Source organism: Buchnera aphidicola (Mindarus japonicus) (assembly GCF_039393905.1).
GTDB lineage: Bacteria > Pseudomonadota > Gammaproteobacteria > Enterobacterales > Enterobacteriaceae > Buchnera_A > Buchnera_A aphidicola_B.
On the sequence record NZ_CP135030.1, the window covers coordinates 334,159 to 348,218 of the forward strand.

Annotated in this window: 10 protein-coding genes, 1 tRNA gene and 1 pseudogene; 1 reads left to right on the plus strand and 11 read right to left on the minus strand. The window is 23.8% G+C overall.

Annotated features, from left to right (window positions below; translation table 11 throughout):
* Positions 1-296: 296 nt before the first annotated feature.
* From pnp to greA, 11 genes and pseudogenes are all read right to left on the minus strand, one after another.
* Positions 297-2,417, minus strand: coding sequence for a polyribonucleotide nucleotidyltransferase (gene pnp, locus RJT65_RS01525; protein WP_343152452.1), 2,121 nt, complete (start codon positions 2,415-2,417; stop codon positions 297-299).
* Between the two features lie 249 nt (positions 2,418-2,666).
* The gene (gene rpsO / locus RJT65_RS01530) at positions 2,667-2,936 is read right to left on the minus strand and encodes a 30S ribosomal protein S15 (RefSeq protein ID WP_343152455.1); all 270 of its coding nucleotides are present in this window, start codon (positions 2,934-2,936) and stop codon (positions 2,667-2,669) included.
* A gap of 92 nt (positions 2,937-3,028) precedes the next feature.
* Positions 3,029-3,955: a tRNA pseudouridine(55) synthase TruB gene (gene truB, locus RJT65_RS01535; protein ID WP_343152456.1), complete on the minus strand. Its 927-nt coding sequence runs from the start codon at positions 3,953-3,955 to the stop codon at positions 3,029-3,031.
* Positions 3,956-3,975: 20 nt separating this feature from the next.
* The gene (gene rbfA, locus RJT65_RS01540) at positions 3,976-4,347 is read right to left on the minus strand and encodes a 30S ribosome-binding factor RbfA (protein WP_343152457.1); all 372 of its coding nucleotides are present in this window, start codon (positions 4,345-4,347) and stop codon (positions 3,976-3,978) included.
* 47 nt (positions 4,348-4,394) lie between these two features.
* Positions 4,395-6,968, minus strand: a complete 2,574-nt coding sequence (infB, locus tag RJT65_RS01545) for a translation initiation factor IF-2 (RefSeq protein WP_343152458.1) — start codon at positions 6,966-6,968, stop codon at positions 4,395-4,397.
* Positions 6,969-6,980: 12 nt separating this feature from the next.
* Positions 6,981-8,468 carry a transcription termination factor NusA gene (gene nusA / locus RJT65_RS01550; RefSeq protein ID WP_343152461.1) on the minus strand — a complete coding sequence of 496 codons (1,488 nt, stop codon included), beginning with the start codon at positions 8,466-8,468 and terminating at the stop codon, positions 6,981-6,983.
* Positions 8,469-8,710: 242 nt separating this feature from the next.
* A tRNA-Leu gene (locus RJT65_RS01555) sits at positions 8,711-8,796 on the minus strand.
* A gap of 69 nt (positions 8,797-8,865) precedes the next feature.
* A complete protein-coding gene (gene secG, locus RJT65_RS01560; RefSeq protein ID WP_343152462.1) occupies positions 8,866-9,096 on the minus strand; it encodes a preprotein translocase subunit SecG in 231 nt (76 codons plus the stop codon).
* Positions 9,097-9,371: 275 nt separating this feature from the next.
* Positions 9,372-11,183 (minus strand): ATP-dependent zinc metalloprotease FtsH, encoded by a 1,812-nt coding sequence (gene ftsH / locus RJT65_RS01565; RefSeq protein WP_343152463.1) that lies wholly within the window; start codon positions 11,181-11,183, stop codon positions 9,372-9,374.
* Between the two features lie 54 nt (positions 11,184-11,237).
* A pseudogene (locus RJT65_RS01570) lies at positions 11,238-11,759 on the minus strand (RlmE family RNA methyltransferase); the annotation flags it as partial.
* Between the two features lie 214 nt (positions 11,760-11,973).
* A complete protein-coding gene (gene greA / locus RJT65_RS01575; protein ID WP_343152465.1) occupies positions 11,974-12,453 on the minus strand; it encodes a transcription elongation factor GreA in 480 nt (159 codons plus the stop codon).
* 354 nt (positions 12,454-12,807) lie between these two features.
* Here greA and RJT65_RS01580 point away from each other — a divergent pair, with 354 nt between their 5' ends.
* Complete coding sequence (locus RJT65_RS01580; RefSeq protein WP_343152468.1) at positions 12,808-13,059, plus strand: BolA/IbaG family iron-sulfur metabolism protein; 252 nt, start codon at positions 12,808-12,810, stop codon at positions 13,057-13,059.
* Positions 13,060-14,060 lie beyond the last annotated feature (1,001 nt).

Sequence of the window (14,060 nt, forward strand, 5' to 3'; positions counted from 1 at the left end):
AATTTATTATTTTTTTATAAAAAATTAAAAAATTAATTTTTTTTAAATTTTTTCACTTATATATCTTAATAAATTAAAAAATTCTTACTAAATTTTCTTTAAAAAAATATTTTCTTTAAAACAATTTTTTCTTTTAAGATTTATGTTATAAATCAAAGTTTATTTTTTCCTTTTAAAAAAATAAAATAATTAATAGTGTACCTTAATATAAAGAAAACAACAAAAATATAAATTAAATTTATAAACATTTATTATATAATAAATGTTTATTAAAAAAAATAAATTTAATTTTCTAATTAAATATTTAAATTAAATAACTCTTTTTTTGGTAAAATTTTTTTTACTTCTTTAATACTTAATCGAATTCGACCTTGTCGATCTACTTCTAATACTTTTACTGGCATAGTTTGATCAATTCTAAGATGATCAGTAACTTTTTCAACACGTTTTTCTGAAATTTGAGAAATATGAACCAATCCTTCTTTTCCAATTCCAATTGAAACAAATGCTCCAAAATCAACTATTCTTGTTACTTTTCCAACATAAACTCTTCCTACTTTAATTTCAGCTGTTATTGCTTCTATTCTTCGAATTGCATTTTTAGCTTTTTCTTGAAGATTAGCTGAGATCTTAATTATTCCATTATCTTCAATTTCAATTGTAGTTCCTGTTTCTTCAGTAAGCATTCTAATTACTGAACCTCCTTTACCTATTACGTCTTTAATTTTTTCAGGGTTAATTTTAATAGTATGAATTCTTGGAGCGAGTTCAGATATTTCATTTCTTGCAGAAGCTAATGCTTGATTCATAATTTTAAGTATATGCAATCTAGCGCTTTTTGCTTGATAAAGAGAAAGCTTTATGATTTCATTGGTAATTCCTTCTATTTTCATATCCATTTGTAAAGCTGTTATTCCCTCTGACGTTCCAGCCACTTTGAAATCCATATCTCCAAGATGATCTTCATCACCTAGTATATCTGATAATATTACATATTTTTTTACATCTTTAATTAAACCCATTGATATTCCAGCAACAGCAGATTTTATTGGTACTCCTGCATCCATTAAAGCTAAGGAAGCAGCACATACTGAGGCCATTGAAGAGGATCCATTTGATTCCGTAATTTCAGAAACAACCCTTATAGTATAAGGAAAATTTTCTATTTTAGGCATAACTGCTAACAAGCTTCGTTTTGCTAATCTTCCATGCCCAATTTCTCTTCTTTTAGGAGAACCAACCATGCCTATTTCACCTACTGAATAAGGAGGAAAATTATAATGAAATAAAAAATTCTCTGTCCTATCCCCTAGAAGTTCATCTAAGTTTTGAGCATCTCTAGCAGTACCTAAAGTTGTTGCAACTAATGATTGTGTCTCGCCTCGAGTAAATAATGCTGACCCATGAGTCCTAGGCAATATTCCTGTACGTATATCCAAAGCTCGAATCATATCTTTTTCTCTTCCATCAATTCGTAATTTTCCATTTAAAACTCTATTTCTAACTATTTTTCTCTCAATAGATTGAAAAATGTTTTCAACTTCATAATCATCTAAATTTGAATATTCATTCGATAACTCTTCAATGATCTCAATTTTAATAGAATTTAGTTCTTCATGTCTTTTTTGTTTATCTTTAATACAATAAGCGTCAAAAATTTTAGATTCGGATAAAATAGAAATTTTAGAAGATAAAATTCTGTTAACAGGAGGAATATAGAATTCAAAAGGCAATTTATTTACATCATTTTGTAGTTTAGATATATTTTCAATAACAATTTGCTGTTCTTGATGCCCAAAAGATATAGCATTCAAAACCTTTTCTTCATTTAATATTTTTGCTTCTGCTTCTACCATAAGAACAGCATTTTTAGTTCCCGAAACAATTAAATCTAATTTGCTAAATTTCATCTCTTCCATATTTGGATTTAAAACATATTTTCCATTGATATACCCAATCCTAGCAGCACCTAATGGGCCTTGAAATGGAATTCCCGATAAACTTAAAGCCGCTGATGTTCCTATAATTGAAATAATGTCTGGATTGATTTTTGGGTTTACTGAAACAACTGTAGCTATTACTTGTACTTCATGTAAAAATCCTGTCACAAAAAGCGGTCTTATAGGTCTATCTATTAATCTAGCTATTAATATTTCATTTTCAGTTGGTCTACCTTCTCGACGAAAAAACCCTCCCGGGATTTTTCCTGCTGCATATGTTCGTTCTTGATAGTTAACAGTTAATGGAAAAAATTTTTGTCCAGGTTGAACTTTTTTTTGAACAACTACAGTTATGAAAACAGCTGTGTCATCCATGCTTGCCATAACAGCTGCTGTAGCTTGACGCGCCATTACTCCCGTTTCTAGAGTTACAGTATGTTGTCCATATTGAAATTTTCGTACAATAGGGTTTAACAAAATAATATCCTTAAAAAAAATAATTGAATTAATATATATATATTTTGATTAGTTCTAAAAATTTAAAAAAATAAGTGTATTACTTAATACTATTGTTATAAAACAATCATATTTTTAAATATAAACTATTTTAAATACATATATAACTTATTTATTTAAATAAAAATTTATTTAAATGTATTTTTAAAGGGCTTTATAAAGCCCTCTTATACATTTTTTTATAAAAATTTTTTATGTAAATAAAATGTACTATCTACGTAAACTTAACTTTTCAATTAAATTAGAATATTTTAAAAAACTTTTAAGTTTCAAATAATCTAATAATTTTCTACGTTTAGAAACCATTTTTAGAAGACCTCTACGACTGCTATGATCTTTAGTATGTAAAGAAAAATGATCTTGTAAATGATTAATTGTATGAGTTAATAATGCTATTTGAACTTCCGTATTTCCAGAGTTTTTACTATTAAATCCGTATTTTAAAATTATTTTTTCTTTACTAACTTTATCCAATGACATATTAAGAATCCTTTTTTTAATTTAATTAATTTAATTAATACTATTTAGATAACTTAAATAAAATAATTATTTATTTTATTGATTATAATTTTTTAAGAGTTATGTGTTGAAATTAAACGAATGGGAAATAGATTACCTAAATCATCATTTTTTCCAATTCCTATAAAAATTTTATTTTTTCCTTCTGTAATTCTAACCGTTCCAGAATAATAAATAGAAGAAAAAACTTTTTGTCCTAATTTTAATAAATATGCTTTTTTTATAGAAAGATTGATAACTGGAAAAATAGAAAGAGCACTATCTATCGGAATTAATAGTTTATTTAATTGATAATTTGAAATAAATTTATTTTTATTTTTCTTATAAAGACACAAAGTATTAAAATTAACTAATTGTGATGTAAAAAAAGAACCTACTTTTAATCTTCTCAAGTATGTTATATGAGCCCCACAACCTAAATATTCTCCTACATCATCAATTAATGTTCTAATATATGTTCCTTTAGAACATATCACTTCTAATTGCAATATTTTTTTATCATGAAATATATATTTCAATTCATATATAAAAACTTTTCTCTTTTTTCTATCTATTTTAATTCCTTTTCGAGCGTATTTATATAATTCTAATCCTTTATGTTTTATAGCAGAATACATTGGGGGAATTTGAAAAATTTTCCCAACAAATTTTTTTAATGCTTTTTTTAAAGTATTAAAAGAAAAATTAACTGGACGAATTGAAATAATTTCTCCCATAGAATCTAAAGTAGAAGTTTTTTCTCCAAATTTTGCAATAACTCGATAATGTTTATTAGAATTTAATAAATGCATTGAAAATTTAGTTGCTTCTCCAAAACAAATTGGCAACATCCCGGTTGCCAATGGATCTAAAGATCCTATATGTCCTGCTTTTTTAGATTTAAAAATTTTTTTTACTCTCTGTAATATATAGTTTGAAGAAAATCCTTTTGGTTTGTCTAATAATAAAATACCATTTTTTTTTAATTTTAAAAAAGACATTTTCTACCTTTTTTATATTTTTATTTTTTATTTTTTTTGTAAATAAGTTTGCTGATAATTTTATTCATTTTTATTCCTTCTTGCAAAGAATTATCATAAACAAAAAAAATTAATGGTATTCTTCTTAAGTACATATTTTTAGATAGCAATTTTCTAATATATTTAGAACTAAATTGTAATATTTTAATATTTTCTTCAATTTTTTTAGAAGAATATTCTCCTAAAAAACTTATAAATACTTTTGCTGAATTTAGATCTTTAGAAACTTGCACTTCAGATATAGTAAAAATTTTATTAATCCTAATATCGTTTACATGAAATTGTAAAATAGATGTTATCTTTTTCATTAATTCTTTTTCTATTCGATTTATTCGATTAAACTGATAAAGCATAATTAATTTTCTCTTAACTATTTTTTTTTGAATACTAAATTAATATTTTAGTTGTTTTCAATTTCAACTTTTTTAAATATTTCTATCTTATCTCCTATGCAAATATCATTATAATTTTTAATTCCAATTCCACATTCCATTCCGCTTCTAACTTCATTTACATCATTTTTAAATCTTTTTAAAGAATCCAATTCTCCATTATGTATAACTTTTTCATTTCTAAAAATTCGAACAAAATTATTTTTTTTAATGATTCCATCTATAACCATACATCCAGCAATTGTTCCAAATTTAGGAGAAGTAAAAATATTTCTAACTTCAGCTAAACCAATAATTTCATTTTTATATTCAGGAGAAGATTTTCCCTTTATCATATCTTTTATATCATTAATTAACTTATAAATAACGGAATAATGTCTAAAAGAAACGTTTTCTAGTTCAATAATTTTTTTTGCTGAAATATCTGGTTTAACATTAAATCCTAATACTACTGAATTAGATGCAATAGCTAAAGAAATATCAGTTTCTGTAATTCCACCAACTCCCGAACTAACAAGTTTTAATTTTATTTCACTATTTTGACTTAATTCAATTAATACACTTTTGATTGCTTCTAATGAACCTTGTACGTCTGATTTTAAAATAATATTTAATTCTAAATTTGAATTTTTTTCAATAGATTTAAACATTGTTTCAATTTTAAATTTATTTTTTTTGGTTAATTGTAATTTCCTATCTTTTAATTTTCTATATAAAGCAAGTTCTTTTGCTTTTTTTTCTTCTAAAACGACTATTATTTTTTCTCCTACTACTGGCATTCCTGATAATCCTAAAACTTCAACGGGTAAAGAAGGCTCGGCAAATAAAATATTCTTACCTTTTTCATTTTTTATTGCACGAACTTTTCCATATTCAGATCCACAGATAATGATATCTCCTTTATTTAACGTTCCTTCTTTTACTAAAATGCTAGCTACTGGTCCAGTTCCTTTATCTAATCTTGATTCAATCACTATTCCACTAGCTAAACCATCAACGGCAGCTTTTAACTCTAAAATTTCTGCCTGTAATAAAATTGCGTCCAATAAATTTGAAATACCTTTCCCTGATTTAGAAGAAAACTTTATAAATATATTCTCTCCTCCCCATTTTTCAGGCACTATATTATACTTGTTTAATTCATCAGTAATTTTTTCGATATTTTCAGTTGTTTTATCAATTTTACTAATAGCTACAATAATAGGAACATTAGCAGATTTTGCATGATGAATTGCCTCTACAGTTTGTGGTTTAACTCCGTCATCTGCAGCAACAACTAAAATTACTATATCGGTTATCTGTGCTCCTCGAATTCTCATAGAAGTAAATGCAGCATGTCCAGGAGTGTCTAGAAAAGTAATAATTCCTTTTGGAGTATGTACCTGATAAGCCCCAATATGTTGTGTAATTCCTCCCGCTTCCTTTGATGCAATTTGACTAGATTTAATATAATCTAATAAAGAAGTTTTTCCGTGATCGACATGTCCCATCACTGTTACTATTGGAGGTCTAAATTTTAAATTTTTTTGACTATCATAACAATTTTGAAGAATTAATTTTTCTAATGCATTCTCTTGACGTACATAAACCTTATGCCCCATTTCTTCTGCTATTAATTGACTCGTTTCTACATCTAGAATATTGTTATTAGCAACTAATATTTCCATTTTTTTTAATTTTTTTATTACTAATTCACTTTTTACTGCCATTTTGTTAGCTAAATCTGAAACGGTAATACTTTCGTTAATAAAAACATCTTTATTAATTATTCTTGTGGGTTTTGTAAATGATTGTTGCAATGAACTTTTTTTCTTGTTATTTTTTTTATAATTAATATTATTTTTTTTAATTAACTGAATGTTTTCTTTATTTAATTTAGATGAATAAACTTTTCTTTTTTTATTGTTTTTAACAAACTTATTTTTCTTTTCGTTTATTTTAATGTTTTCTTTTCTTTTATTATCATATATTGTAAATTTTTTTAGAATAGTCTCTTTATTTCCTTTTTTATTAATGCTTTGTTCAGAAGAACTACTATTCTTTTTTATTGTTTTTAATGAAGTTTTTAACTTTGATCCATTTAAAATATTTTTTTTATCTAAATGCTGTATATTTTTTTTTTGAATAGGTTGTTTGGAATTTTTTTTAAATTTATTTGGAATATCATTAAAAGTATTCTCATTTATTTTTTTTTTATTCTGTATTTTTTTTTTATCAAAAATTTCTTTTTCTTTTATCACAGCACTTTTATTTAAAAGAGTTTCTTTTTTATCATTAAACTGATCATTTTTATTTAAATGTTTAAAATAAGTTTTAATTTCTCTTACTTCAACTGGAATAGATTTTTTTTTTCCATAAATATTAGAAATATTAATTGTACTTCTTTTTTTTCTTCTTAAAACCATTTTTTCTAATTTAAAATTTTTTTTTTGATCTAAATAATCTAATAAATTTTTTTTTTCTTTTTTAGTAATCAACATTTCTTCTGTTTTTTTTATCCCTAAATCAGAAAAATATTCTAATATTTTTATTACAGATATTTTTAATTCGTTCGCCAACATTTTTAATGTTATATTATTCATCTTTATTCCTTACTATTTAACTTTAGTATTAAACCAGCAAATGTTTCTAGCAGCCATAATTAATTTACCAGCTGTATTATTATCTAGTTCTGAAATATCAATTAAATCATCAATGCTTTGATCTGCTAAATTTTCTAAAGTATATATTTTTTTTTCAGCTAATTTTTGAGCTAAATTAAAACTCATTCCTTTTAAATTTAAAAGATCTTTTGTAATGCGTGAAGATAATTTTTTTTTCTTATTTAATGCTTTCCTTTCTAAAACTTTCTTTGCTTGTTCTCGAATAGAACTAGCTGTTAAATTATCTAAACTCTTAACTTTTAATAATTCATTAAAGGGTATATATGCTAATTCTTCTATTGAAGAAAATCCTTCTTGTATTAATAGTTCAGCTAACTTATCACTAATTAATAATTTTTCTTTAAATAAAGAAAAAATATTTTTTTCTTCTTTTTCATATTTTTTATTTAAATCGTCTATAGTCATCACATTTAACTCCCAAGTGGTCAATTGCGACGCTAATCGAATATTTTGTCCGTTTCGACCAATTGCTTTAGCTAAATTTTCAGATTTAACAGCAATATCCATAGTATGATTTTCTTTATTTACTATTATTGATGAAACTTCTGATGGAGCCATGGCATTAATTACAAATTGAGCAGGATTCTCGTGCCATAAAATAATATCTATTTTTTCACCACATAATTCATTAGAGATAGCTTGTACTCTAGCGCCCCTCATACCTACACAAGCTCCAATAGGATCTATTCTTTTATCATTTGTTTTAACTGCTATTTTTGAACGTAATCCTGGATCTCTAGCTGCAGCTTTTATTTCTATAATTTCTTCCCCAATTTCTGGTACTTCAATTTTAAATAATTCAACTAACATTTCAGGCTTTGATCTAGTAATAAATAATTGAATTCCTTTTTGCTCAGGATTTACTGAATATAATACCCCTCTAACACGATCTCCAGATCTAAAATTTTCTCTTGGTAACATATGTTCTTTTGTAATAATACCTTCAGCATTATTTCCTAAATCTAATACAACATTATCTCTATTATTTTTTTTAACTATTCCTATAACAATTTCCCCTATATATTGAGAAAACTGATCTAAAATCATAAATCGTTCAGCTTCTCTTACTTTTTGTACTATTACTTGTTTCGCTGTTTGTGTGGTAATTCTATCAAAAGTTACAGAATTAATTTGATCTTCCACATATTCATTAACATTAATATTAATGTTTTCAAGTTTGGCAGCTTCTAATGTTATTTCTTTTGTTGGATATATTACTTTATGCACTACCAGCCATCTTCTAAATGTATGAAAATCTCCATTTTTTCTGTTAATTTGCACTCGAACATCAATATCTCGTTCATATTTTTTTTTAGTCGCTGTAGCTAATGCAGTTTCTAACGCTTCAAAAATTTTTTCTCTTGGTAAAGCTTTTTCATTAGAAACAGCTTCCACAACAGCCAAAATTTCTTTATTCATTTTATTTAGCCTCAATTTATACATTTAGAAATGTACAATTAGATTTAATTTTTAAATCTTTTTAAAAATAAAAGCTTTATTAATATCGTGCGATATATTATTATATTTAACCAAGATATTGATCTTAAATTTATTTAAAATTTAAAAGTTTTTTTAAAAAAATAAACTTCTTACATAATTTAATTAATTAAATTATCTAAGATATTACTTTAATATTTTAAAAAAAATAATCTATCTTTTCATACCGAGAACGGGATTTGAACCCGTAAACCCAATAATGGGAACTATCTCCTCAAGATAGCGTGTTTACCAATTTCACCACCTCGGCTCAAATATATTAATTTTATTTTTTATTTCTTATATTTTTCTAAAATTATTTAAAACTTTCTTGTTAAGATTAAATGCTACTAATATTAGATAATATTAAACTAACTACAAAAAATAATACTGCTATGAAACTTGTTATAAAAAAAAGGAAATTATTTTCAAAATTTACAGATAAATATTTTTTTTCATAATTATTGTTTATTGAACTAATTATTTCAGAATTATTTTCTGATTGAATTAAAATTAAAAAAATTAAAAAAAAAGATAAAAGAATAAAAGAAATTAAACAAACTGTATGCATAATACTGTTCCTTTTTTCAAAGAAAACCTAATTTTTTTATGAAATAAAATACATTTATTTTTATAAAAAATTTTGAAAAAACTAAAAATTTATATAAAAAAATTTAATTTTTTTAAAAAATATTTAATTTTAGTCATAACTATCATTACCAGGAATTATTCTAATAAATCCTGGTAACAAGAATATACTTTAATATAGTACAGTAATCGTTAAAATTATAAACAAATAAAACTTTTTATTTTTAATTCAAAAACATATTTATCATTAACTTTTTTTTATTTTTCAGTATTTTTTAATTTTTTTCTATCCATTAAATCGCTTATTTGTATTGAATCTAATGTTTCATATTCAATTAAAGCATTTTTCATGGCATATAAAATATCTAAATTGTCATGAAGTATTTTTTTTGCTCGATTATAATTTTTTTCAATTAAAGATTTTATTTCTTGATCAACAATTCTAGCTGTTTCATCTGAAATATGTTTGGATTTAGAAACGGTACGCCCTAAAAATACTTCTTCCTCTTCTTCTGCATATAACAACGGACCTAGTTTTTTTGAAAAACCCCATTGGGTTACCATATTTCTTGCTAAATTTGTAGCAACTTTAATATCATTTTGTGCTCCAGTTGATACTGAATTTTCTCCGTAAATAATTTCTTCTGCTAATCTTCCTCCATACAACGTAGAAATCTGACTTTCTAACTTTTGCCTACTAATACTTAAACAATCTTCTTCCGGTAAAAAAAAAGTTACTCCTAATGCTCTTCCTCTAGGAATAATAGTTACCTTATGAGCTGGATCATGTTCTGGAACTAACCTACCTACGATTACATGTCCTGCTTCATGAAAAGCTGTGCACTCTTTTTGTAGATTACTCATAACCATAGACTTTCTTTCTGATCCTAAAATCATTTTATCTTTTGCTAATTCAAATTGTTTCATAGAAACTGTTGTGAAATTTAATCGAGCAGCAAACAATGCTGCTTCATTTACTAAATTAGCTAAATCAGCTCCAGAAAATCCTGGAGTACCTCTAGCGATAATTTTAGAATTAACATCTCTACCAATTGCTACTTTTTTAATATGAACATTTAAAATTGCCTCTCTTCCCTTTATATCGGGTAGAGCTACTGTTACTTGGCGATCAAATCGACCAGGTCGTAATAATGCAGGATCTAGTACATCTGGACGATTAGTAGCTGCTATCAGTATAATTCCTTCATTTCCATCAAATCCATCCATTTCTACTAACATTTGATTTAAAGTTTGTTCCCTCTCATCATGTCCGCCTCCTAGCCCTGCTCCTCTTTGACGACCAACCGCATCTATTTCATCTATAAAAATAATACACGGTGCTACTTTTCTAGCATGTTCAAACATATCTCTTACCCGAGAAGCACCTACTCCTACAAACATCTCTACAAAATCAGAACCTGAAATTGTAAAAAATGGAACTTTAGCCTCTCCGGCTATAGCTTTAGCTAATAATGTTTTTCCAGTTCCAGGTGGTCCTACCATTAAAATACCCTTTGGTATTTTTCCTCCTAATTTCTGAAATCGAATAGGTTCTTTAAGATATTCAACTAACTCACTCACTTCTTCTTTTGCTTCATCACAACCAGCTACATCCGAAAAAGTTGTTTTTATTTGATCTTCTCTTAACATTTTAGCTTTACTTTTTCCAAAAGACATTGCACCCTTTCCTCCTCCAAGTTGCATTTGCCTCATGAAAAAAATCCAAATTCCAATTAATAAAAAAGTAGGAAACCAAGAAATTAATACTGACATAATTATTCCAGGTTCATTAGAATTATTCCCTACTACTCTAACGTTTTTTACTAAAAGTACATCCAATAATCTTGGATCATTTATTGGAATATATGTCGTATAGCGATCATTATCTTTTTTAATAACGTTTATTTCTCTACCATTAATACGTGCCTCTCTAACTTGATCTCGATTAACTTCAGATAAAAATGTCGAATATTCAATTTTTCTATTACTTAAATTGCTTGTAGTAAAATTTTGAAAAATAAACATTAGTATAATTGCAACTACTAACCAAAGAATCAAGTTTTTAGTCATATCACTCAAGATACTACCTCACATTACAACTAAGTTAACAAAAGGCATAGACTACTATATTTTTCGTCCGACTGCTACAATGTAAACTTCTCTAGAAGAAGCTTGAGAAGAATTTGGTTTATAAATATTTACTTTTAAAAAAAGTAAACGTAATTTTTGAATGTATTCAGAAAAACCAGTTCCTTGAAATAATTTAATTAAAAAAGTTCCATTTTTTAACAAAATTTCTTTGGTTAAATTTAAAGCCAATTCAGATAGTTGAAACATTTTAATAATATCAATATTAGAATGACCAGACATGTTTGGAGCCATATCTGACATTATTAAATTAACCTTTTTATTATTTTTCAAAAAAAAATTTAATATTTTTTTTTCATTAATATTTTTTTGAAAAAATAGAACATCTGAAATCGGTTTCATAGGTAAAATATCATATGCAACGATCCAACCTTCCTTACCTATTATTTTAACTGCATATTCAGACCAACTTCCAGGAGAAGATCCTAAATCAACTACTGACATTCCTTTTTTTAAAATTTGAAATTTTTCTTGAATTTCTTTTAGTTTAAACCATGCCTTGGAACGATAATTTAGTCTATGTCGTTCTTTAACAAAAAAATTCTGAAAATGATTTCTTAGCCATTTCCTTTTTTTTGTATTTTTTTTTTAACATAATTAATACCATATTTTTAAAAAAAATAAAAAAATTAAAAGGGAATAAAATTATTTTTTTTATCCCCTTTTTTATCTTTTTAGTAAACATATTAAATATTTTTTTTAAAAAAAATATTTAAATATATTCTACTTTTAATATTTTATAGCTTACTATTCCCAATGGCGTTGTAACCTCAACAATATTATTATTGTATTTTCCTATTAGACTTCTTGCAACCGGAGAATTAATTGAAATTAAATTTTTTTTAAAATCTGCTTCGTCGTCCCCGACAATTCTATATGTAAATGTTTCGGATTTTTTAATATTTCTAATAGTAACAGTTGAACCAAAAATCACTCTTCCTGTATTTTTTATTTTTGTTACATCTATAATTTGAGCAATAGATAATTTATTTTCAATATCTTGAATTCTTCCTTCGCAAAATCCTTGTTCTTCTCTAGCTGCATGATATTCAGCATTTTCTTTTAAATCACCATGTTCTCTGGCGTTAGCAATAGAAGCAATAATTTGGGGCCGTTTTATTTTTTTTAATTTTTCAAGCTCTTTTTTAAGTTTTTTAACGCCTTTTACAGTCATTGGAACGTGCGTTATCATATAAATACCTCACAGTAATTTATGATAGGACTATATATCTTATGTAACTTTTAGTACATATATAATTATTTTTTTTTAAATTAAAAAATTATTTTTTTAAAAAATATATATATTAAGAAAAATTCAATATTTTTCTAAAAAACTATTTTTTAATGAAAAATAATTCAATTAAAAAATTATTTTTCTTAGTATAACAAACATTTTATTTATATAGATTTATTTATCTAAATTTAATTAAATATCTCAAATAAATTAAAATTTTTCTAATAATTCTTCATAAAAAACATTTTTTTTCGAAAAAAAAAATATTTGTTGTATAATAAGATAATTAATTAAAAAATTTTAACTTTTAACATGAAAAATATAATAAAATCTTTATTACTTAAAAAAATTTCATTAGAAAAAATTTACATTAAAGGTGATGATTATCATTTAATAATAGTTGCAATTGGAAAAATATTTTTTAATATGAACGAAAAAGAAAGACAACAAGTAATCTACTCTCCTTTAAAAAAATTAATTACAAATAATAAAATACATGCTCTTACAATTGAAACTTACACTCTTAAAGAATGGAAAAAATATAAAGAAAATAATAAATTTTAGTTTTAATAAAAAAGTTTTCTTTAAAACAAAAAATTTATATATATGAATTAAAAAAATAAATCAAAAAATCAATTTTATCAAAGAATACAACTTTACTATATTTATTTTTTTATTAATTAATTAACATATAAGAATTACAAATACATTTAAAATTGATAATAAAAAAAGTTGAATTACTAATTCAGTCTAATAATTTATTCACATTAAAAAATAACTTATATTTAATACTGAAGCTATTATCATATAAAAATATGATTTATCGTTTTTTAATTTCATTAATGAATAAAACGATATATTAAGTAAATTATCACTTTTTTTAAAAAAATATACTTCTCTCTTTAAATAAATGTTCAATAAAAAAATTATATTTAATTAAATTTAACAAAATTAAAAAATAAAGTTTTTAATATTAACTAATAAAAAAAAATAGATTTCAGAAAATATAAAAAATAATATCTCAATAAAAAATAAATACTTTATTTATTATAAATTTTGTTAATACAAAAATATTAAAAAATATTGTCTACAATTACTAATTGTAAATAAAAAAATAAAAAATTTTAAACACTTCTATTATTTGAATTATTTAGATTTATAAAATATAAGATTTAAAATTAAACAATATATTTTAAAAAAATAAAAAATTTAATAAAAAGAAATACTTTTAAATTTTATTAAAAAGTAAAATTTTTAAATATTTTCAATAAAAAAAATTTTTTAAAAAATAAATTGGTAGTAAACTGCTTAATGTTATTTAATTAAAAAAATGTCAATCGTATCTACTTTCATATTAGATATACTGAATAAAAAATTATATTTATTTAATAAAAATTTAAAAATACTTAAACCAATGTATATTGAATTAATTCTTTAATATTTTTAGTAAAAATAAATATTATTTATTTAAATTTAAATAAAAAATCAAACAATTAAATTTATTAAGTTAAAAATAAAATTTTAATATTTTAATTATTTTAATTATTATATAATTAATTATTAAA

Coding starts and splice junctions, on each gene's coding strand:
- nusA (WP_343152461.1), bottom strand. CDS start 8,468: ATGAATAAAGAAATTTTGGCTGTTGTGGAAGCTGTTTCTAATGAAAAA.
- infB (WP_343152458.1), bottom strand. CDS start 6,968: ATGAATAATATAACATTAAAAATGTTGGCGAACGAATTAAAAATATCT.
- greA (WP_343152465.1), bottom strand. CDS start 12,453: ATGATAACGCACGTTCCAATGACTGTAAAAGGCGTTAAAAAACTTAAA.
- truB (WP_343152456.1), bottom strand. CDS start 3,955: ATGTCTTTTTTAAAATTAAAAAAAAATGGTATTTTATTATTAGACAAA.
- rbfA (WP_343152457.1), bottom strand. CDS start 4,347: ATGCTTTATCAGTTTAATCGAATAAATCGAATAGAAAAAGAATTAATG.
- RJT65_RS01580 (WP_343152468.1), top strand. CDS start 12,808: ATGAAAAATATAATAAAATCTTTATTACTTAAAAAAATTTCATTAGAA.
- secG (WP_343152462.1), bottom strand. CDS start 9,096: ATGCATACAGTTTGTTTAATTTCTTTTATTCTTTTATCTTTTTTTTTA.
- ftsH (WP_343152463.1), bottom strand. CDS start 11,183: ATGACTAAAAACTTGATTCTTTGGTTAGTAGTTGCAATTATACTAATG.
- rpsO (WP_343152455.1), bottom strand. CDS start 2,936: ATGTCATTGGATAAAGTTAGTAAAGAAAAAATAATTTTAAAATACGGA.